Source organism: Rhodanobacter sp. FDAARGOS 1247, from assembly GCF_016889805.1.
Classification (GTDB): Bacteria; Pseudomonadota; Gammaproteobacteria; order Xanthomonadales; family Rhodanobacteraceae; genus Rhodanobacter.
The window spans coordinates 3,728,060-3,748,270 of the sequence record NZ_CP069535.1 but is presented as its reverse complement, the minus strand read 5'-3'; the positions used below and the strand labels follow the sequence as shown (position 1 = coordinate 3,748,270).

Annotated in this window: 15 protein-coding genes; 14 read left to right on the top strand and 1 reads right to left on the bottom strand. The window is 69.3% G+C overall.

The window, feature by feature from the left end:
- Positions 1–38 precede the first annotated feature (38 nt).
- The 5 genes from atpG to glmU all read left to right on the top strand — a co-directional run bounded on the left by atpG (position 39) and on the right by glmU (position 5,208).
- Positions 39–956, top strand: a complete 918-nt coding sequence (gene atpG / locus I6J77_RS16950) for a F0F1 ATP synthase subunit gamma (RefSeq protein WP_056715922.1) — start codon at positions 39–41, stop codon at positions 954–956.
- 82 nt (positions 957–1,038) lie between these two features.
- Entirely contained in the window at positions 1,039–2,451 is a 1,413-nt protein-coding gene (gene atpD, locus I6J77_RS16945) for a F0F1 ATP synthase subunit beta (RefSeq protein WP_056715925.1), read from the top strand.
- A gap of 124 nt (positions 2,452–2,575) precedes the next feature.
- Positions 2,576–3,001, top strand: coding sequence for a F0F1 ATP synthase subunit epsilon (locus I6J77_RS16940; protein WP_056715927.1), 426 nt, complete (start codon positions 2,576–2,578; stop codon positions 2,999–3,001).
- Positions 3,002–3,238: 237 nt separating this feature from the next.
- Positions 3,239–3,769 carry a hypothetical protein gene (locus I6J77_RS16935; protein WP_204109945.1) on the top strand — a complete coding sequence of 177 codons (531 nt, stop codon included), beginning with the start codon at positions 3,239–3,241 and terminating at the stop codon, positions 3,767–3,769.
- Positions 3,770–3,840: 71 nt separating this feature from the next.
- Positions 3,841–5,208 carry a bifunctional UDP-N-acetylglucosamine diphosphorylase/glucosamine-1-phosphate N-acetyltransferase GlmU gene (gene glmU, locus I6J77_RS16930; RefSeq protein ID WP_204109944.1) on the top strand — a complete coding sequence of 456 codons (1,368 nt, stop codon included), beginning with the start codon at positions 3,841–3,843 and terminating at the stop codon, positions 5,206–5,208.
- Between the two features lie 39 nt (positions 5,209–5,247).
- On the opposite strand, the gene I6J77_RS16925 is transcribed toward glmU, so the two are convergent.
- A complete protein-coding gene (locus tag I6J77_RS16925; protein ID WP_204109943.1) occupies positions 5,248–6,240 on the bottom strand; it encodes a pteridine-dependent deoxygenase in 993 nt (330 codons plus the stop codon).
- A 92-nt stretch (positions 6,241–6,332) separates the two neighbouring features.
- Here I6J77_RS16925 and I6J77_RS16920 point away from each other — a divergent pair, with 92 nt between their 5' ends.
- From I6J77_RS16920 to fabG, 9 genes are all read left to right on the top strand, one after another.
- Complete coding sequence (locus tag I6J77_RS16920) at positions 6,333–6,602, top strand: phosphopantetheine-binding protein (RefSeq protein ID WP_056715942.1); 270 nt, start codon at positions 6,333–6,335, stop codon at positions 6,600–6,602.
- A 256-nt stretch (positions 6,603–6,858) separates the two neighbouring features.
- Positions 6,859–7,575 (top strand): xanthomonadin biosynthesis protein, encoded by a 717-nt coding sequence (locus I6J77_RS16915; RefSeq protein ID WP_204109942.1) that lies wholly within the window; start codon positions 6,859–6,861, stop codon positions 7,573–7,575.
- Positions 7,572–7,877: a hydroxymyristoyl-ACP dehydratase gene (locus tag I6J77_RS16910; protein WP_204109941.1), complete on the top strand. Its 306-nt coding sequence runs from the start codon at positions 7,572–7,574 to the stop codon at positions 7,875–7,877. Before I6J77_RS16915 ends, I6J77_RS16910 begins: the two co-directional genes overlap by 4 nt.
- On the top strand, positions 7,874–8,830 hold the full coding sequence (locus I6J77_RS16905; RefSeq protein ID WP_204109940.1) for an acyltransferase: 957 nt from the start codon (positions 7,874–7,876) through the stop codon (positions 8,828–8,830). Before I6J77_RS16910 ends, I6J77_RS16905 begins: the two co-directional genes overlap by 4 nt.
- Positions 8,757–9,413 carry a LolA-related protein gene (locus I6J77_RS16900; RefSeq protein ID WP_204109939.1) on the top strand — a complete coding sequence of 219 codons (657 nt, stop codon included), beginning with the start codon at positions 8,757–8,759 and terminating at the stop codon, positions 9,411–9,413. The genes I6J77_RS16905 and I6J77_RS16900 overlap by 74 nt, the downstream gene beginning before the upstream one ends.
- Before the next feature lie 2 nt (positions 9,414–9,415).
- Positions 9,416–11,734, top strand: a complete 2,319-nt coding sequence (locus tag I6J77_RS16895) for an MMPL family transporter (protein ID WP_204109938.1) — start codon at positions 9,416–9,418, stop codon at positions 11,732–11,734.
- Entirely contained in the window at positions 11,718–12,194 is a 477-nt protein-coding gene (locus I6J77_RS16890; RefSeq protein ID WP_204109937.1) for a phosphotransferase, read from the top strand. Before I6J77_RS16895 ends, I6J77_RS16890 begins: the two co-directional genes overlap by 17 nt.
- A 412-nt stretch (positions 12,195–12,606) precedes the next feature.
- On the top strand, positions 12,607–19,347 hold the full coding sequence (locus I6J77_RS17900) for an autotransporter-associated beta strand repeat-containing protein (RefSeq protein ID WP_204109936.1): 6,741 nt from the start codon (positions 12,607–12,609) through the stop codon (positions 19,345–19,347).
- A 49-nt stretch (positions 19,348–19,396) separates the two neighbouring features.
- The gene (gene fabG / locus I6J77_RS16880) at positions 19,397–20,134 is read left to right on the top strand and encodes a 3-oxoacyl-ACP reductase FabG (protein WP_056714429.1); all 738 of its coding nucleotides are present in this window, start codon (positions 19,397–19,399) and stop codon (positions 20,132–20,134) included.
- Positions 20,135–20,211 lie beyond the last annotated feature (77 nt).

The window sequence follows — 20,211 nt, the reverse complement described above, 5'->3', positions numbered from 1 at the left end:
CCCCGTTCCCCGATGTGAGCAAAGCGAGCGAGTAAAGCATGGCCAGCGGACGCGAAATCAAAACCAAGATCAAGAGCACGCAGAACATGCGCAAGGTGACGCGCGCGCTCGAAATGGTCTCTGCCGCGAAGATCCGTCGTGCGCAGGACCTGATGAAGGCTTCGCGTCCGTACGCCCGCTCGATGCGCAAGGTGATCGCGCACGTGGCCCAGGCCAGCACGGATTTCAGCCATCCGTTCCTGACCCAGCGCGACAACGTGGCGCGGGTCGGTTTCATCGTGGTGTCGACCGATCGCGGCCTGTGCGGCGGCCTCAACTCCAACCTGTTCCGTCGCCTGCTGCCGGCGATCGTCGAGTGGCAGAAGCAGGGCGTGCAGGTCGACGTGGTCGCGGTGGGCCAGAAGGCGGTGGCGTTCTTCCGTCGGCTCAAGGGCGTCAACCTGATCGGCAGCGTGACCCATCTGGGCGAGAAGCCCAAGCTGGAGCAGCTGGTCGGCGTGATCAAGGTGATGATGGACGCCTATACGTCCAACGGTCTGGATCGCGTGTTCCTCGCCTACAACGACTTCGTCAACACCATGACGCAGAAGCCGACCATCGACGCGCTGCTGCCGTTGCCGCTGGTGGCCACGGAAATGGAAGCCCATCAGGCGGCCGGCGAGTCGGCTTACGCTGGCGTGAAGCTGGAAGCGAGCCACGACTGGGACTACATCTACGAGCCCGACGCGCAGACCGTGCTGGAGCACGTGCTGGGTCGCTACATCGAGTCCGTGGTGTATCAGGCGGCCCTGGAGAACCTGGCCAGCGAGCACGCCGCCCGCATGGTCGCGATGAAGAGCGCGTCGGACAACGCGAACAAGGTGATCGGCGAATTGACGCTGGTCTACAACAAGGCCCGCCAGGCCGCGATCACCCAGGAAATTTCCGAAATCGTTGGAGGAGCTGCTGCGGTGTAACCGCGGCAGCTCTTGAAAAAATTCATGGCGACGCGAAGCGGCGCCGCAACAAACCTAAAGAGATTCATCCGGAGCTATCAGCATGAGCCAGGGCAAAGTTGTTCAGATCATCGGCGCGGTCGTCGACGTGGAATTCCCCCGCGATCAGGTGCCGCAGGTGTATGACGCACTGAAGATCGACGGCACCGAGATCACGCTGGAAGTCCAGCAGCAGCTCGGCGACGGCATCGTGCGCACGATCGCGCTCGGTTCCACCGAAGGCCTGAAGCGCGGCCTGCAGGCGCGCAACACCGGCGAAGGCATCAAGGTGCCGGTCGGCAAGGCGACCCTCGGCCGCATCATGGACGTGCTCGGCAACCCGATCGACGAAGCCGGCCCGATCGGCGAGCAGGACCAGTGGGTCATCCACCGCGAAGCGCCCAGCTATGACGAGCAGGCGGCGGCGACCGACCTGCTGGAAACCGGCATCAAGGTCATCGACCTGGTCTGCCCGTTCGCCAAGGGCGGCAAGGTCGGCCTGTTCGGCGGCGCCGGCGTCGGCAAGACCGTCAACATGATGGAGTTGATCAACAACATCGCCAAGGCGCACTCGGGTCTGTCCGTGTTCGCCGGCGTGGGCGAGCGTACCCGCGAGGGCAACGACTTCTACCACGAGATGAAGGACTCCAACGTTCTGGACAAGGTCGCGATGGTGTACGGCCAGATGAACGAGCCGCCGGGCAACCGCCTGCGCGTCGCGCTGACCGGCCTGACCATGGCCGAGTACTTCCGCGACGAGAAGGACGAGACCGGCAAGGGCAAGGACGTGCTGCTGTTCGTCGACAACATCTACCGCTACACGCTGGCCGGTACCGAAGTGTCCGCGCTGCTGGGCCGCATGCCGTCCGCCGTGGGTTACCAGCCGACCCTGGCCGAGGAAATGGGCGTGCTGCAGGAGCGCATCACCTCGACCAAGACCGGCTCGATCACCTCGATCCAGGCCGTCTACGTGCCCGCCGATGACTACACCGATCCGTCGCCGGCCACCACCTTCGTGCATCTGGACTCGACCGTGGCGCTGTCGCGCGACATCGCCAGCCTGGGCATCTACCCGGCGGTGGATCCGCTGGCCTCGACCAGCCGCCAGCTCGATCCGCTGGTGATCGGCGAAGAGCACTACAACGTCGCCCGCCGCGTGCAGGGCACGCTGCAGCGCTACAAGGAACTGAAGGACATCATCGCGATCCTCGGCATGGACGAGCTGAGCGAAGAGGACAAGCAGGCGGTGTCGCGTGCGCGCAAGTGCGAGCGCTTCTTCTCGCAGCCGTTCCACGTGGCCGAAGTGTTCACCGGCTCGCCGGGCAAGTACGTGTCGCTGAAGGAAACCATCCGCGGCTTCAAGATGATCGTGGACGGCGACGTCGACCACCTGCCGGAGCAGGCGTTCTACATGGTCGGCGGCATCGACGAGGCGATCAAGAAGGCCGAGGACATGGGCGCCAAGAAAGCCGCCTGAGGCGGCTTTGGGGAATCGGGAACAGAGAACGGGGAATCGGCAAAGCAAAAGCGCCGGTTCCTTCCGCTCCTGACCATTCCCCATTCCCGATCCCCCATTCCCTTCGAGCGTAGCGAGAAAAGCCATGACCCAAACCATTCGCGTCGACATCGTCAGTGCCGAAGCCGAGATCTTCTCCGGCGACGCGACGATGGTCGTTGCCACCGGTGAGCTCGGTGAGCTCGGCATCACGCCGCGCCACGCACCGCTGATCACCCGCCTGAAACCCGGTCACGTCGACGTGCTGCTGGACGGCGGCGAGCGCCAGCAGTTCTGGGTCTCCGGCGGCATCCTGGAAGTGCAGCCGCAGGTGGTCACCGTGCTGACCGACAGCGCGGCCCGCGCCGCCGATCTGGACGAGGCCTCCGCGCAGCGCGCCAAGCAGGAAGCCGAGGCGGCCCTGGCCAATCGCACCGACGCGATGGAAATTGCCGAGGCGCAGGCCAAGCTGGCCGAAGCGATGACCCAGCTGCAGGCACTGGAACGTCTGCGCAAGAATCTGAAGCACTGAGTTTGTGCGCTCGTCCATGAGCGCAGAGCCAGGATCAAGAAGCGCCCGTCCATGGCCGCACCCGCGGATGAAGCGGTTGCTTCGATGGACATTGCGAACTGCGAACGCCGGCCTCGTGCCGGCGTTTTCGCGTGTGGAACAGATGGTTTCCGGGACAGCCACGGCGTGGTGGCGCCAGTACATATTACGCGTGTAATCTGATAGCTTCCGAGGCCTCGTCCATGGCAAGAGCTCATCATGATCCGATTCGCGCGCAGGTTGTCACTGGCCGTTCTGGCCGCATCGCTTGCCGGCTGCGCCAGCACGTCCCGGATTGCGCCGCCGCCGCCCAGTGGCGATGCCTCATGGCGGATGGTGGCGCCGCCCGGCACGGTGCGTTACCAGTTGGCGATGGGCGAGGTGTCCAGCGGCGCGACGCCGTTCCGGCGCGTGAAACCGGCGTATCCGCCGGGCTTGCTGGCCATCTGCCCGCCGCCGCAGGAGGTGCCGGCGCTGTTGATCATCGATGACCAGGGCGCGGTGGCCGAGGTGCGCGTGAGCGGCGAGCGGCAGGCCGATGCGAGCCGGCACGCCTTCATCGATGCGGTGCGTGCCGCCGCGCGGCAGTGGCAGTTCCAGCCGCTGAGCATCAGCCGCTGGGCCGCGGATGCCGAGGGCAACAGCCATGTGGTGGACAGCGGCACGCGGCCATTCAGCCTCACCTACGTCTTCCGCTTCGAATGCCACGCGGGCCAGTCCACGGTTTCGGCCGCGGCGGCGCAGCCCTGAGTCATGCTTGCCGGCAATGGCGCCGAACCGGCTGCTATGCTTTTCGATCGAAACACGTCAGGGCCGACAGCATGAATCACGCACCCCTCCACGTCATCATCCTTGCGGCCGGCGCCGGCACGCGGATGAAATCCAGCCGCCCCAAGGTGCTGATGCCGCTGGCCGGCCGGCCGTTGCTGGCGCATGTCATCGAGGCCGCGCGGGCGTTGCAGCCGGCAGCGTTGCACATCGTCTACGGTCATTGCGGCGAGCAGGTGCAGGCGGCGTTCGCCGACCAGGCCGACCTGCGCTGGGCACTGCAGGCCGAGCGCCTGGGCACCGGCCACGCGGTGGAGCAGGCGCTGGGCGAGGTGCCGGACGACGCGCGCGTGCTGGTGTTGTATGGCGACGTGCCGATGACCCGCGTCGAGACGCTGCGGCAACTGGTGGAAGCCGAGGGCGGCTTCAGCCTGCTGACCATGCGGCTGGCCGAGCCGCGCGGCTACGGCCGGGTGCTGTGCGACGGCAATGCCCGCGTGCGGGCGGTGGTCGAGGAAAAGGACGCCGACGACGTGCAGCGTGCGGTGAACTTGGTCAACACCGGCATCCTGATCGCCGGGGCCGGCGCCTTGCGCGGCTGGATCGGGCGGCTCGATCGCAACAACGCGCAAGGCGAGTATTACCTCACCGACATCTTCCGCATGGCGGCCGAGGAGAACCATCCCGCGTTGAGCGTGGAGTGCGCCGATCCGGTCGAGGCCGCCGGCGCCAACAATCCGCTGCAGCTGACCGAACTGGAGGCCGCTTTCCGCCAGCGCGCCGCGCACGCCCTGCTGGCCGACGGCGTGCGGCTGGCCGACCCGCTGCGCATCGACGTTCGCGGCGTGGTCACGGCCGGGCGCGACGTGGAGCTGGACATCGACGTGATCCTCGAAGGCGACGTCGCGCTGGGCGACGACGTGCGCATCGGCGCCTTCACCCGCTTGCGCAACGTGCAGCTGGCGGCCGGCACCGTGGTGCAGTCGCACTGCGACCTCGATGGCGTGGTCACCCGCGGTCCCTGCACGATCGGCCCGTTTGCGCGGCTGCGCCCGGGCACCGAACTGGATGCCGGCGTGCACGTGGGCAATTTCGTCGAGACCAAGAAGACCCGTCTCGGCGAAGGCAGCAAGGCCAACCACCTCACCTATCTCGGCGACACCGAGGTGGGCCGTGGCGTCAACATCGGCGCCGGCACCATCACCTGCAACTACGACGGCGTGAACAAGCACCTCACGCGGATCGGGGACGGCGCCTTCATCGGCTCGAACAGTTCGCTGGTCGCGCCGGTGTCGATCGGCGCCCAGGCCACCATCGGCGCCGGCTCGGTGATCACCCGCGACGCGCCCGATGGCGAGCTGACCGTGGCGCGCGGCAAGCAGCAGACTTATGAGGGCTGGAAGCGGCCGGTGAAGCGGTAGTCGGTCGGAACGGGGATGTTCTGGTCGTTTCCCCGTTCCTCAGACGTACCGCCAGCCGTCGATCTCGAACAGCAGTTCGCTGCGGCAGATGTCGCCGTGCAACAGCAGCACCGGCACGCCGGGCAGCCGGCTGCCGAGAAACTCGCGCACGCGGGCGGCGTCGCCGCGATGGCGAACATACGCCTTCAGCGGCGAGTGGCTGTCGAATCCGCCGGCCATGCCGGCATTGGCCAGCAAGGCGTCCAGATTGACCATGGTTTCGGCGAGCTGGGCGTCCAGGTCGTGCTGGTGCGCCGACGCATGGCCGACCACGGCGGCCGTGCCGGAAATGGCCAGCACATCACCGGCCGGCAGGCTCATCGCGCGGGCGAAACTGGGCGGGGTCCGACCGTACTGGCGGGGGTAGCGCCAGGCGCTGACCTGGCGCGGGTTCTCGACTTTCTGGCCGGGGCGGTCGCAGGCCAGCAGGTAGACCTGCAAGCGATGCGCGTCGCCGTGGTGACCGATCGCGGTGGCGGCCGGAAAACCTTCGCTGAAGAAATCGCCCATGCCGCTGGCGCGGCCATCGCAGAAGTGCTTGTAGTGCTCGGCGTCGCCATCACCGTGGTTGATGGCCCCGAGGTAGTTCCACACGCGCTGCACGTGATGCTCCGCCCGCGCGGCTACCAGCTGGTGCAGCTGCCGATAGGCCAGCTCCGCGGTGGCCGTGGCGCCGCCATGCTCGCGCTCGTCCAGCTCGATCGAGGCAAACAGCCAGCCACCGCCGGCCGCCCAGTGCAGCGCACCCTCGCGACCGCTGCTCACCGGCGCATCGACCTGCCACAGCTCCAGCGGTGCCGGGCCATCGAACGCTTCCAGCGGTACCTGCAGATAACGCGGATCCCCGCTGCGCGGGGCGTGTTCGCCGAAGCCGAACACCGCCAGCGTGCCGGGTTCGGCAAGCACCGCGGCGGGTTCGGCCATGCGATAGGAAACCCGCGGCGCGCGGCGCGCCAGCGAGTCGATTTGCGGGTTTTCACTTCCCTGAACCATTCTCGACAACCGGGGACGACAAGGGCGCTATGTTACACTCCGCGCCCACTGCCACCGGGGGGAGGCAATGAAAACACCGTACGGAATCGAGCATGGCAGAGCAGACCGCAGCGCAACACGAATTGGCCACCCTGGTGGTGGAATGCCTGAACCTCGAGTCCGTCACGGCGGAGCAGATCGAGCCGGATGCACCGCTGTTCGGCGGCGAACTGGGGCTGGATTCGATCGACGCGCTGGAGATCGCCCTGGCCGTGTCCAAGCACTACGGTTTTCAGTTGCGCTCGGACAACCCGGAGAACCGGCAGATCTTCACCAGCCTGCGCAGCCTGTCCGACCACGTCGAGCAGCATCGCGCCGGCTGAGAGGTTGTGATTTCTTCAACCTCGAAGCCCGGCCATGGATGGCCGGACGTGAATCGGTCACGCAAGTGACTGATTCACGTGAGCACCTCCGGGCATGTGCCGGACGTGCGATAGAAGAACACCACAAGAAGCGGTTTTCTTCACAGGCTCTGAGGCTGGCCGACGTCCGCGGTCGCACCCGCCATGGTCTCGTCACGCGGTCTTCCCGCGGGGATGGCAGGGTGGCCATCCGGATGAAGCTCACGCGGAACCTGGCATGACGGCATCCTCTCCATCGCCCGACCATGCGCGGCGTCTTGCGCTGTGCCTGCTGCCGGCGTATCCCCTGCTGGCGATCGCCGGTGCGCTGAGCCATCGACAGATTTTCGCGCTGCTGGCGCTGGCGCTGCTGCTTACCGTCCTGCTGCTGCCAGCCATGCTGGCGCGACGAGGGGTGGCATGGCTGTCGTGGTGCGCCGTGCTGGGCGGCTTGCTGCTGGTCTGGATGCGCGGATTCGCCGGCCTGCTGCTGGAAGCGGTGCCGGTGCTGATCAATGTGCTGCTGGCGATCTGGTTCGGCCGTACCCTGGCCACCACCGAGCCGCTGGTGGAACGCTTCATCATCGCCATCGAAGGGGCCGAGCGGTTGCAGCAGCCGGGTGTCGCGGCCTATGCGCGACAGCTCACCTGGTTCTGGACCCTGTTGCTCGGCGCGCAGGCGCTGCTGCTGACCGTGCTGTTGCTGTGTGCCGATCACGGCGGCCTGCTGCAGCGCTTCGGCGTCGCCTCGCCGCTGCAGGTGCCCGAGCGCTGGGCGGCCGCATGGCTGCACCTGGGTTGCTACGCGCTGCTGGGCGTGGCGTTCCTGCTGGAGTATCTCTACCGGCGCTGGCGCCTGCGCCACCTCAGTCATCCGGGCCTGCACGACATGATGCTGCAACTGGCGCTGCACTGGCCGCAACTGGTGCGCGGCAAGCGGGTGATGCCGTCATGAGCGGGCGCTTCGAACAGCCTGTGCGCATCGACGCCGGGCATCCGGCATTGCCGGGGCACTTCCCCGGCCATCCGCTGGTTCCCGGCGTGGTCTTGCTGGAACAGGTCGCGCTGGCGCTGGGGCGCTGGCGCGGGCAGCGTCTGGCGCGGGTGCTCGAGGCGAAATTCGTGGCACCGTTGCTGCCCGATGAAACGGCCACGCTGTGTCTGACCGGGGCCGCGCCGGAAGGCTCGCGGGCCCGTTTCGAAATCCGTCGCGACGGTTGCTTGCTGGCGCGCGGCGTGGTCGAGGGATCTGCATGAGCACCAACGAACACTGGCAAAGCCGGCCCGAGGGCGGCGGCCGCTTTGCGATCTGGCTGATCCGCAGCATCGCGCTGTACGGCGGCCGCCGGCTGGGTCGGTTGTGCCTGTATCCGATCACGCTGTATTTCTACCTGCGTCGCGGACCCGAGCGGCTGGCCTCGCGGCAGTACCTGGAGCGCGCGCTGGGCGGCCCGGTGTCGTCATGGCAGGTGCTGAAACACATCCATTGCTTCGCCGCCACGATCCTGGACCGGATCTTCCTGCTCGCGCATGGCGAGCAGCCGTTCGAGATCGAGACCGAAGGCCTGGAGCTGCTCGACGAGCGCTACGCGCGCGGTCATGGCGTGCTGCTGTTCGGTTCGCACCAGGGCAGTTTCGAAGCCCTGCGCGCGGTGGGTGCGCGCAGGCCCGGGATGCCGTTGCGGGTGGTGCTGGACAAGCAGAAGACGCCGGCGATGACCGAGCTGCTGGAAGAGCTGGCGCCGGAAGTGGGCAAGTGCGTGATCGATGCGGCGCAGGATGGCACCAGCATCGCGCTGGCGATGGCCGAAGCCTGCCGCAGCGGTGCGCTGGTGGCGATGCTGGCCGATCGCGGTCGCGGCCATGAGGTGCTGCGTCGTACCGAGTTCCTCGGCTCGTCGGCGCCGTTCCCGATCAGCCCGTGGCTGCTGGCGCATACGCTGCAGGTGCCGGTGGTACTGTGCTTTGGCCTGTATCTGGGCGGCAACCGCTATCGGCTGGTGTTCGAGCCATTCAGCGAACGGGTGGAGATTCCGCGGCATGATCGGGGCCCGGCGCTCGATGCGCTGATTGCCCGCTACGCGAAACGACTGGAACACTACATTCACGTCGCTCCCTACAACTGGTTCAATTTCTATGATTTCTGGCAAGACGCACCTCCTGCTGCCGAGCCTGCTGCTGACGCTGTGCGCGAGCGCGTCGGCGTCTGAGCCGGCGCCAGCGTCTTCCCCGGCGCATGCGCTGATCGCCGCGCTGGGCCAGCCGGCGCCCGCGCATACGGCGTTCGCCGAGGCGCGCTTCCTGCAGGTGTTGCAGCAGCCGCTGGTGGTGTCCGGCGAGTTGTCGTGGCTGGGTGGCGACCAGTTGCAGCGGCGCGTCGACCAGCCGCAACGGGAGACTTCCACCATCGCCGACGGCGAGGTCACCCAGCAGCGCGAGGGCAGGAGTGCGCGGCACTTTTCGCTGAAGCGCGCGCCGCAGCTGCAAGTGTTGCTGGACAGCTTCGTGGCCCTGCTCAGCGGCGACGCGGCGCGTCTGCAGAAGTCGTTCGAAATCACCCAGACGGGGAAGGCCGACGGCGCCTGGACGCTGACCCTGGTGCCGCGCGACGCGCGCGTGGCGAAGACCGTGGCCAGCATCCGCATCGACGGCGTCGGCAAGCAGTCGCGCTGCATGCACATGCAGGAAGCCGACGGTGATCTTGCCGTCGACCTGCTCGGTCCGCTGGCCGCGAAGATGCCCGCCGATCCGACCCGCGAGGCGCTGCAGGCGCTGTGCCAGGGCGCGCCCTGAGCATGCGCCGGGGTGCCCGTGCGACCTTGCTGGTCGTGTGGTTGCTGGCGCTGGCCGCGCTGGGCTGGATGGTGGCGCAGCGGCTGAAGATCAGCACCGACCTGCGCAGCTTCATGCCTGCGCCGACCACGCCCGACCAGCGCCTGCTGATGGAGCAGGTCGGCGAGGGCCCGGGTTCGCGATTGCTGCTGCTGTCGATCAGCGGCGCCCCCGACGAGAAGCTGGCCGCGTTGAGCCAGGGTCTGCTCGCTGCGCTGAAGAAGGACCCGCGCTACAGCCAGGTGGTCAACGGCGGATTCGATCTCGGCGCGCTGGACAGCAGCCTGTTGCCGTACCGCTTCCTGCTCTCGCCCACGCTGGACACGCAGCCGCTGGACGAGGCCTACCTGGCCGATCAGCTGCAACAGCGCCTGGACGATCTGTCCTCGCCCGCCGCCAGCTTGCTGAAGGGCCTGCTGCCCCGCGATCCCACGCTGGAAGTGCTGAAGCTGGCCGAGTTGTGGGCACCGGCGAAGTCGCCCGAAGTGCGCGAAGGCGTGTGGTTCTCGCCGCAGGACGAGGCGCTGCTGCTGGTGCAGACAGTGGCCGCGGGCTTCGATCCGGGTGCACAGGAACAATCCATCGACGGCATCCGCCAGGCCTTCGCCGCGTTGCCGGGCAGCGCGGCGGCGAAGCTCGATCTCAGCGGTCCGGGCTATTTCAGCGTGGTCGTCGGCGCGCAGACGCGGCACCAGGCCGACTGGATCGGACGCATCTCCACCGTGGGTTTCATCGCGCTGCTGCTGCTGGCCTATCGCAGTTTCAGTTCGCTGCTGCTGGGCGCGCTGCCGATCGCCAGTGCGGCGCTAGCCGGCATCGCGGCGCTGACCCTGGCGTTTCCCGACGTGCACGGCATCACCTTGGCGTTCGGCTTCACCCTGCTCGGCGTGGCGCAGGAGTACCCGATCCGCGTGCTCAGCCATCGCCGCGCCGGCGAGGATGCGGTGCAGAGCGTGCGCGCGTTGTGGCCGCTGCTGCTCACCGCGATTGCGTCGGCATGCATCGCCTACCTCGCGTTCTACGCGTCCGGCGTGAACGGCCTGAAACAGCTGGCGGTGTTCACCATCGTCGGCCTGCTGGTGGCCGGCTTCAGCACGCGCTACCTGCTGCCGCACCTGCTGCCTCGGCGCGTCCGCGACGTGGCCGGCATGGCCTGGCTGGCGCGGGCGCGGCGCTTCGTCGACCAGCTGCCACGGCCGCGCTGGATTCCGCTGCTGGTCGCCGTCGCGATCGTGGCGATGCTGGCCCTGGCGCGCGGTTCGTTCTGGCAGAACAACCTGGCTGCGCTGACCCCGCTGCCGCAGGACCTGCTGCAGCACGACGCACGCCTGCGCGAGGCGCTGGGCGCGCCCGACGTGCGCTACCTGCTGGTGCTGCAGGCGCCGACCGAGCAGGGCGTGCTGGCGTTGTCGGAGCGGTTGCAGCCCCAAGTCGATGCGCTGGTGGCAAAGCACGCCGCCGATGCGCTGGAACTGCCGTCGCGTTACCTGCCCAGCATCGCGGTGCAACGCGAGCGGCAGGCGAAGCTGCCTGATCGCGCCACGCTGCAGCATGCACTGGATGAAGCGCTGCATGGCCTGCCTTTCCGCGCCGACCTGTTCCAGCCCTTCGTCGACGACGTGGAAACCGCACGCAGCCTGCCGCCGCTGACGCCCGAGCGCTACGCGCAGACCCCGCTGGGCCAGCGCCTGGCCGCGATGCTGGTCGAGCGCGACGGTCACTGGCTGGGCCTGGGCACGGTCAGCGGCGTGCACGACGTGGCCGCGCTGCAGTCGCTGGGCGCCGGCAGCCACGGCAGCGTGCGCCTGCTGGATCTGAAGGCCGCCTCCGAATCGCTGGTGGTGGATTACCGCACGCGCATCCTGCAGGCACTGCTGGCGGCCAGCCTGCTGCTGGTGCTGACGATCAGCTTCGCGCTGCGCAGCGTGCGCCGCGCCTGGCATGTGCTGGCGCCGATGACCCTGGCCACCTTCCTGGTGCTGGCGGTGGAGCGGGTGATCGGCATCGAGATCTCGCTGTTCCACCTGGTGGCGCTGATCCTGGCCGGCGGGCTGGGCTTGCACTACGCGCTGTTCTTCGAACGCGACACCGGCGACCCCGCCGAACAGCGGCGCACCCTGCACGCCACCATCGTCTGCGTGCTGTCCGCGCTGCTGGTGTTCGGCATGCTGGCGTGGGCCACGATCCCGGTGCTGCGCGCGATCGGCCTCACCGTGAGCCTGGGCGTGGCCTTCCACTTCTGCCTGTCGATCCTGATGGCGCCGCATGCTGCCGAAGAGTGATTGGGAAGAACTGATTCCCCATGCAGGCACGATGTGCCTGCTCGACGCCGTGCTCGCGTGGGACGCACGCACGATCCACGCGACCAGCGCCGGTCATGCGCGCGTCGACAATCCGCTGCGCGGCGAACACGGCCTGCACGCGGTGCACCTGGCCGAATACGGCGCGCAGGCGATGGCCGTGCACGGCGCGCTGCTGGCGCGCGCGCGCGGCGACGAACAGGTGCGGCCGGGCATGCTGGTCAGCCTGCGCGACGTGCAGTTGTTCGACGAGTACGTCGATCAGCTGGACGGTCATCTGGACGTCCATGCCGAATGCCTCTACGCGGACGACGGCGGTGCGCAGTATGCGTTCCGTGTCGAACACCGCGGTCGCATGCTGGCCCATGGGCGCGCGGCCGTCATCCATCCATCGATCGCGCCGTCGATCGCGGATGCGGGAGCCGCCGGCCCGCCGGCGTGACCCGGGTCGGCGTCACCCGGCGGAGTCCGCAGCGCGCGTGATCGAAGCGCAATACGGCGATGATCAGGTTGCCCGGCGAGCCGGTTGACCGCCATCGCGATTGAACATCGCGAGCCATCTTCGCTTATGCTTTGCGGTGCGCCCGGCGTCACGCTGCCCGCGGTGCCGAGTGACCAAGGGAGATCCTGCGCAATGGACATGCTGACGGGCGACTGCCGGACGAAAACCGCAAGCGCCGCGACCCCGCAGCGCCCGCCCTTGCGTCACGCACATCCGATCGACTCTTTCCGGGCCGGGTCACGCCGATCTGTACGCCCGCTGTCGCCCCGTCGCGGCGTTATCCCCGCTTCCTTCTTCCGGTGACCGCATTGATGCGACCGCCGCCCCGTTCTCTTGCCAAGGACCTCGCGCCATGAACCATACCTACCGTCTGATCTGGAACCGCGCCCTGCGCGTGATGCAGGTGGCTTCGGAACTGGCTGTCACGCCACATCGGAGTGGAGCCACCGCCGCGGCCACGCGCGCCCGCCCGCCGCACCGCCTGCTGGCGGTGGCTTGCGCCGCGGCGCTGTCGGTCAGCCTGGTTCCGCTGCCGGCATGGGCCACCGTGGGCGGCAGTCTGGGCGGTGCGGGTGGCGCGGGTGGCGGTGCCTACGGCGGCAGCGGCGGCAACGGCAACGGCACGGGTGGCCAGGGTGGCAGCGGTCTGGCGGGCGATGCCGGCAGCAATGGCAATGGCGGTGATGGCGGCCACGGCGGCTCGGCCATCAGCGCCGGCGGTGCCGGCGGCAGCGTGGGCGCCACCGCCATCGGCAACACCTCGATCAGCGGCGGCGACGGCGCGGACGGCCAGACCGATCCGGGCGTCACCTTCATGAGCGGTGGCGGCGGCGGTGGCGGCGACGGCGTGTACGCCGCGGGCACCAGCCTCACTCTCGGTGTCGGCCTGGGCATCACCGGCGGCAATGGCGGCAACGGCGGCGACGGTGACCGCATCGGCGGCGGCGGTGGTGGCGGCGGCGCCGGCCTGGTCGTGTTGAGCGATGGCAGCACGCTCGGCAACGCCGGCAGCATCACCGGCGGCAACGGCGGCAACGGCGCCACCGGCCAATGGGGCGGTGGTGGTGGCGGTGGTGGCGACGGCATCCTGATGGCGGGCGCGAACGGCAACCTGACCAACAGTGGCCAGGTCATCGGTGGTGCGGGCGGCGCCCCGGGCGGTTCGGGCGGCTTGGGCGGCGCCGCTGGCGAAGGCGGCGCCGGCATCGACCTGGCCAGCACCGGCAGCCACGTTACCAACAGCGGCGACATCACCGGCGGCGACGCCTTCACCATCGCCGGCGCCGGCATCGTGGGTGGCAACGGCAGCCAGGTCACCAACCAGGCCAGCGGAAACATCATGGGTGGCGCCACCCTGAACAGCGGCACCACCGGCGGCCACGGCATCACGGCCACCACCAGCGGTGCGGCGAGCTTCGTCATCGACAACGCGGGCAGCGTGAGCGGCGGCGTGGGCGCCCAGGCCGCTCCCGGTTTCAGCGGCAACGGCGTCGGTGGCAGCGGCATCCAGGCCACCGGCAACGTGACCATCGGCAACAGCGGCCGGATCGCGGGCGGCACCGGCGGCTCCGGTGGCGGTGGCGGCACCGGCGGCATCGGCATCGCGGCCACCGCTGCCAGCGGCGAGCAGATCAGCATCACCAATCGCTCCGGCGGCATCATCGAAGGCGGCTACGGCGGCGTGTTCCATCTCGGCAACATCGGCGGCCAGGGCATTCATGCCAGCGGCAACGTGAGCATCGTCAACCAGTCGGGCGCCTCGATCCTCGGCGACGAAGGCGGCCTCAGCGACATCAGCACCACCGGCGGGGCCGCGATCGTCGCCGTCGACGGCGTCAGCATCGACAACAGCGGCACCATCGCGGGCACTGGCGGCATCCTCGCCGGAACCGCCGTGATCGCGAACGCGACCAGCATCGTCAACCGCGCGGGCGGCACGATCCAGGGCGGCAACGGCCAGGGTGCCAACGCCGGCGCCGCGGCCATCGTCGCCAACGGGCAGACATCGATCGACAACAGCGGCAGCCTGGTGGGCGGCGTCAGCTCCGACGATGGCACCCAGGGCATCGCGGTGCTGCTGTCCGGCGGCGGCAATTCCCTGCTGCTGCGCGCGGGCTCCAGCATCACCGGCGCCGTGATCAGCAGCAGCGGCACCGGCGTGGGCGGCGACAGCCTCATCCTCGGCGGCGACGTCGATGCCGTTGGCGGCAACACCTTCGACATCGGCTCCGTCTTCGGCTTTGCCAGCCACCGGAAGAGCGGCGCCAGTACCTGGACGCTCAGCGGCAACGGCTCCGCGGCGCAAACGTGGTCGATCACCGGAGGTACCCTGGTCGGCGACAGCAGCAGCCTGGTCGGCAATATCGACGACGGCGCGGCGCTGGTCTTCGACCAGGCCAGTGACGGCAACTACGCGGGCCTCGTCAGCGGCGCCGGCAGCCTGACCAAGACCGGCACCGGCACGCTCACGCTGAGCGGTGCAAACAGCTACAGCGGCGGCACCTTCATCAACGCCGGCACGCTGTCCGTTGCCGCCGACGGCAACCTGGGCGACAGCAGCGGCGCGGTGAGCATCGAAAATGCCACGCTGCAGGCCGGCGCCTCGTTCAGCTCGTCGCGTGCCATCGAGATCACCAATTCCGCCCACATCGACAGCCAGGGTTTCGACGTCACCCTGGCCGGTCCGATCACCACGGCCAGTTACGGCAACCTCATCAAGGACGGCGCGGGCACGCTGACCCTCACCGGCCACGCCAATTCGTACCAGGGCACCGGCATCGACGCCGGCACGCTGGCGCTGTCCGGCGACGGTGCGATCAGTGGCACCCTGAACATCGCCAGCGGTGCCTTCTTCGACCTGTCGCAGACGAACGCGGGAACCCAGGTCGCGACCCTGTACGGCGACGGCACCGTGGCGCTGGGCGCGCAGACGCTCACCATCAGCCTGGGCTCCTCCAACTGGAGCTTCGGCGGTGTGCTGGCAGATGGCGGCATCGCCGGTGGCACTGGCGGCAGCGTGGTGTTTGCCGACGACCGCGGCAGCGCCACCTTCAGCGGCATCAGCACCTACACCGGCAGCACCACCATCGCGGCCGGCACCTGGGCACTGACCGGCGCAGGCAGCATCGCCGCATCCAGCGGGCTGACCGACAACGGCATCTTCGACATCGCCGGCACCAGCGCCGGCGCCAGCATCGCCAGCCTGGGCGGCGGCGGCGCGGTGAGCCTGGGCAGCCAGACGCTGACCCTGAGCGATGCCCACGACAGCTTCGCCGGGGTCATCGGGGGCAGTGGCGGCCTGGTGCTGGCCGACGGCCGCCAGGTGCTGAACGGCGTCAACACCTACGCCGGCCTCACCGAGCTGCGCGGTGGCACCCTGCTGGTGGGCGACGCCGCGCACGCTTCCGCCGCGATTGCCGGCGATACCCAGGTGGACAGCGGCGCCACGCTGGGCGGCCACGGCCGCATCGACGGTGATGTCGCGCTGCAGTCCGGCGGACACCTGGCCCCGGGCGGTTCCATCGGCACGCTCAGCATCGGCGGCAATCTCGGCGCCGCATCCGGCAGCGTGCTGGACTACGAGTTCGGCGCCCCCGGCGCGGACCTGCATACCTTCGGCGCGGGCGACAGCGTGCAGGTCGACGGCGACCTCACGCTGAACGGGGCCGTGCTCAACGTCGTCGACGCCGGCGGCATGGGCGCCGGCCTCTACAACGTGTTCCGCTGGGGCGGCGCCCTGGTCGAGAGCAACGGCGGTCTTGCCTTCGGCGCCACGCCGGCCGGCAGCATCCTGCAACTGCAGACGCTCCTCGCCAGCAAGCAGATCAACCTGCTCAACACCGCCGGCCTGACGCTGAACTTCTGGAACGCCAATGGCCAGGCCACGGCCACCCGGATGGGCGGCGGCAGCGGTACATGGTCGACGACCGCGCCGTTGTGGACCGATGCCATCGGCTCCGTCGACGCGGCGATGCAGCCGCAGCCGGGCTTTGCCATCTTCGGCGGCGATGCAGGCACGGTGATGGTGGATGGCGGCAACGGCGCCGTCACCGCCAGCGGCCTGCAGTTCGCCAGCGATGGCTATGTGCTCGGCGGCGACACGCTGACCCTGGTCGGCGGCCAGGGCGCGACGCCGGTGATCCGGGTCGGCGACGGCAGCAGCGCCGGCGCGGACTGGACGGCCACGATCAACAACGTGATCGCCGGCAGCGACGGCCTGGACAAGGCCGACGCCGGCACCCTGATCCTGGCCGGCAACAACACCTACACCGGTGGCACCACGGTCAGCGGCGGCACGCTGTCGGTGTCCGCCGATGCCAACCTCGGTGACGCCGGCGGCGCCCTGGTGCTCGATGGCGGCGTGCTGCAGGTGACCGGCAGCAGCTTCGCCAGCACCACGCGCGCATTGTCGATGACCGCCGCTGGCGGCGGCTTCGACATCGTCGATGCCGGCCACACCTTCACCGCGGCGCAGGCATTGGACGGCAGCGGCAGCCTGCGCAAGCTCGGTGCCGGCAGCCTGCTGCTGGACGGCGCCAACAGTTACAGCGGCGGCACCGTCATCGAGGCCGGAACCCTGCAGGTCGGCGACGGCGGCACCAGCGGATCGCTGGGCAGCGGTGCGGTGACCGACAACGGCACGCTGGTGTTCGACCGGAGCGATGACGTGGGCGTTGCCGGCGCGATCTCCGGCAGCGGCGCACTGGTCAAGGATGGCGCCGGCGTGCTCACCCTGACCGGCGCCAACAGCTACGCCGGCGGCACCACGATCCAAGCTGGCATCCTGCAGGTCGGCGATGGCGGCACCGGCGGTTCGCTGGGTAGCGGCGCCGTGACGAACGACGGCACGCTGGTGTTCGACCGGAGCGACGCCGTGGGCTTTGCCGGGGTGATCTCCGGCAGCGGCGCGCTGGTCAAGGACGGCGCCGGCGTGCTCACCCTGACCGGCGCCAACAGCTACGCCGGCGGCACCACGATCCGTGCCGGCACGCTGCGCGGCGACACGGCCAGCCTGCAGGGCGACATCGTCGATCATGGCGTGCTGGTGTTCGACCAGGCGATCGATGGCAGCTACGCGGGCCAGCTTTCCGGCAGCGGCAGCCTGCACAAGCTGGGTGCCGGCAGCCTGCTGCTGGGCGGCGCCAACAGTTATGCCGGCGGCACCGCCATCGAGGCCGGCATCCTGCAGGTCGGCGACGGCGGCACCAGCGGTTCGCTGGGCAGCGGTGCGGTGACGAACAACGGCACGCTGGTGTTCGATCGGAGCGATGCCGTGGCGTTTGCCGGCGCGATCTCCGGCAGCGGCGCGCTGGTCAAGCATGGCGCCGGCGTGCTCACCCTGACCGGTGCCAACAGCTACGCCGGCGGCACCACGATCGGTGCCGGCACGCTGCGCGGCGACACCGCCAGCGTGCAGGGCGACATCGTCGATCACGGCGCGCTGATGTTCGACCAGGCGGTCGATGGCAGCTATGCCGACGACCTTTCCGGTGGCGGCAGCCTGGGCAAGACCGGTGCCGGCACCCTGACCCTGAGCGGCGACAACCATGCCTTCAGCGGCGACGCCGAGGTCCTGGCTGGCGGCCTGGCGGTGGACGGAACGCTGGGCGGTTCGCTGGCCATGGACGCCGGCACGCGCCTGTCGGGTAGCGGCACGCTGGGCAACCTGGACCTGGCCGGCACGCTGGCACCGGGTCATTCGATCGGCACGCTTTCGGCCAGTGGCGACGTGACGATCCGCAGCGGCGCGTCCTACGAAGTGGAGACCGACGCAGCCGGTCACAGCGATCTGCTTGCCGTGACCGGACACGCCACGCTGCAGGGCGGTTCCGTGCTGAACCTGGCCAGCGACGGCAGCTACACGACGCAGACCACTTACACCATCCTCACCGCCGCCGGCGGTGTCGAGGGCCAGTTCGGCGCGGTCACCACCACGCTGGCCTTCCTCGATCCCAGGCTCGACTACCTGGCCAACGCGGTGCAGCTGACGCTGAGCCGCAACGACGTCGATTTCTGCGCGGTAACGGTCACCGCCAACCAGTGCGCCACCGGCAATGCAGTGGAACACCAGGGTGGCGGCGGGCTGTACGACGGCTTGCTGAGCCAGGACGTGACCACCACCCGCGCGGCACTCGGCCAGTGGTCAGGCGAATCGCTGGCCTCGACCCGCACCGCGCTGCTGCAGGACAGCCGCTTCGTGCGCGAGGCGATGGGCGACCGCCTGCATCGCGCGGACACCGCGCAGGATGATGCCCGCGCCGTCGGCGCCAGCGCGGGTTCGATCTGGGTGCACGGCTGGAATCATTCCGGCCACGCCGATGGCGACGGCAATGCATCATCGATGCAGGGCCATGGCAGCGGCATCCTGCTCGGCGTGGATGCGCCGATCGGCGACTGGCTGCGTGCCGGCATCACCGCTGGCGAAGGCCAGGATGCGCTGGACGTCGCCGCGCTCGACAGCTCGGCCTACGTGAAGAACCGGCACCTGGGCATGTACGCCGGCGGCCGCTGGAACGGCTGGTCGCTGGATGGCGGCGTGGCCGAAAGCTGGCACGACATCCGCAGCACGCGCCACGTCGATGCCGTGTTGCCGGGGACCTTGCGCGCCGACTACCACGGGCGTACCCGCCAGGCGTATCTCGAAGGCGGCTACCGCTACACCGGCGCGCACGGCAGCGTGCAGCCGTTCGTGAACCTGGCGCACGTGGCGGCATACACCGGCCAGGTCGATGAGCGAGGCAGCGTCACCGCCTTGCGCAGCGCGGGCGAAACCACCGAGGTCAGCCTCGGCATGCTCGGCGTGCGGGGCCTGTGGCAGCTGGCGGACAGCGCCGCGACGCCGGTGTCGCTGTACGCCACGCTCGGCTGGCGACACGCATTCGGCGACCTGGTGCCGCTGGCGCAGCAGCGCTTCGCCGATGGCGAACGCTTCACCGTCAGCGGCGTGCCGCTGCGGGCGAATGCCGCGCTGGTGCAGCTCGGCATCGACGCCGGCTTGTCCCGGCACACCCGCCTGCGTGCCGGATATGACGGCGTGCTGGCCGGTCGTGAAAGCGACCATGCGGTGCGGATGACCCTGCAAGTGACGTTCTGAAGGGGGCCACGCGCTGCGCTAGACTCGCGCTTTTGAGCGGACGAAAGTCATGAGCGAACCTGCGAGTCTGCGCCGCGCGCTGGTCACCGGCGGCAGCGGCGAACTCGGTGGCGCGATCTGCCAGGCGCTGGCCGCGGCCGGCTGGCAGGTGATCGTGCACGGCCACCACAGTCTGACCCGGGCCGAGGACACCGCGGCCGCGATCGTCGCCGCGGGCGGCCGTGCGCAGGCACTGGCGTTCAACGTCGCCGACGCCGAGGTGACCCGCGCCGCGCTCGACACGCTGCTGGCCGAAGGGCCGATCCACGCGGTGATCAACAACGCAGGCATCCATGACGACGCGCCGATGGCCGGCATGAGCGACGAGCAGTGGCATCGGGTGATCGATGTCTCGCTGCACGGCTTCTTCCACGTGACCCAGCCGCTGCTGCTGCCGATGGCGCGGCAGCGCTTCGGCCGCATCGTGTCGGTCAGCTCGGTGGCTGCCCAGCTGGGCAACCGGGGACAGACCAACTACGCGGCCGCGAAAGCCGCGCTGCACGGCGCCAGCAAGTCGCTGGCGCGCGAGATGGCCTCGCGCGGCATCACCGTCAACGTGGTGGCACCCGGCGTGATCGAGGGCCGCATGGCCGACGCGGCGTTTCCGCCCGAGCGCATCCGCGAGGTGGTGCCGGCGCAGCGCGCGGGCAAGCCGGAGGAAGTCGCCGCCCTGGTCGCCTTCCTGTGCTCGGACGCGGCCGCCTACATCAACGGCCAGGTGATCGGCGTCAACGGCGGGATGGGCTGAGGATTCCGGACTCGCTGCGGAAGAAAGGGTGCAGCCCGCCCGGGCGCAACCACCTGACATCGATGAGCACCGCCGCC

Coding starts and splice junctions, on each gene's coding strand:
- I6J77_RS16915 (WP_204109942.1), top strand. CDS start 6,859: ATGACGGCATCCTCTCCATCGCCCGACCATGCGCGGCGTCTTGCGCTG.
- I6J77_RS16895 (WP_204109938.1), top strand. CDS start 9,416: ATGCGCCGGGGTGCCCGTGCGACCTTGCTGGTCGTGTGGTTGCTGGCG.
- glmU (WP_204109944.1), top strand. CDS start 3,841: ATGAATCACGCACCCCTCCACGTCATCATCCTTGCGGCCGGCGCCGGC.
- I6J77_RS16890 (WP_204109937.1), top strand. CDS start 11,718: ATGCTGCCGAAGAGTGATTGGGAAGAACTGATTCCCCATGCAGGCACG.
- I6J77_RS16940 (WP_056715927.1), top strand. CDS start 2,576: ATGACCCAAACCATTCGCGTCGACATCGTCAGTGCCGAAGCCGAGATC.
- I6J77_RS16935 (WP_204109945.1), top strand. CDS start 3,239: ATGATCCGATTCGCGCGCAGGTTGTCACTGGCCGTTCTGGCCGCATCG.
- I6J77_RS16905 (WP_204109940.1), top strand. CDS start 7,874: ATGAGCACCAACGAACACTGGCAAAGCCGGCCCGAGGGCGGCGGCCGC.
- I6J77_RS16910 (WP_204109941.1), top strand. CDS start 7,572: ATGAGCGGGCGCTTCGAACAGCCTGTGCGCATCGACGCCGGGCATCCG.
- atpD (WP_056715925.1), top strand. CDS start 1,039: ATGAGCCAGGGCAAAGTTGTTCAGATCATCGGCGCGGTCGTCGACGTG.
- atpG (WP_056715922.1), top strand. CDS start 39: ATGGCCAGCGGACGCGAAATCAAAACCAAGATCAAGAGCACGCAGAAC.
- fabG (WP_056714429.1), top strand. CDS start 19,397: ATGAGCGAACCTGCGAGTCTGCGCCGCGCGCTGGTCACCGGCGGCAGC.
- I6J77_RS16920 (WP_056715942.1), top strand. CDS start 6,333: ATGGCAGAGCAGACCGCAGCGCAACACGAATTGGCCACCCTGGTGGTG.
- I6J77_RS17900 (WP_204109936.1), top strand. CDS start 12,607: ATGAACCATACCTACCGTCTGATCTGGAACCGCGCCCTGCGCGTGATG.
- I6J77_RS16900 (WP_204109939.1), top strand. CDS start 8,757: ATGATTTCTGGCAAGACGCACCTCCTGCTGCCGAGCCTGCTGCTGACG.
- I6J77_RS16925 (WP_204109943.1), bottom strand. CDS start 6,240: ATGGTTCAGGGAAGTGAAAACCCGCAAATCGACTCGCTGGCGCGCCGC.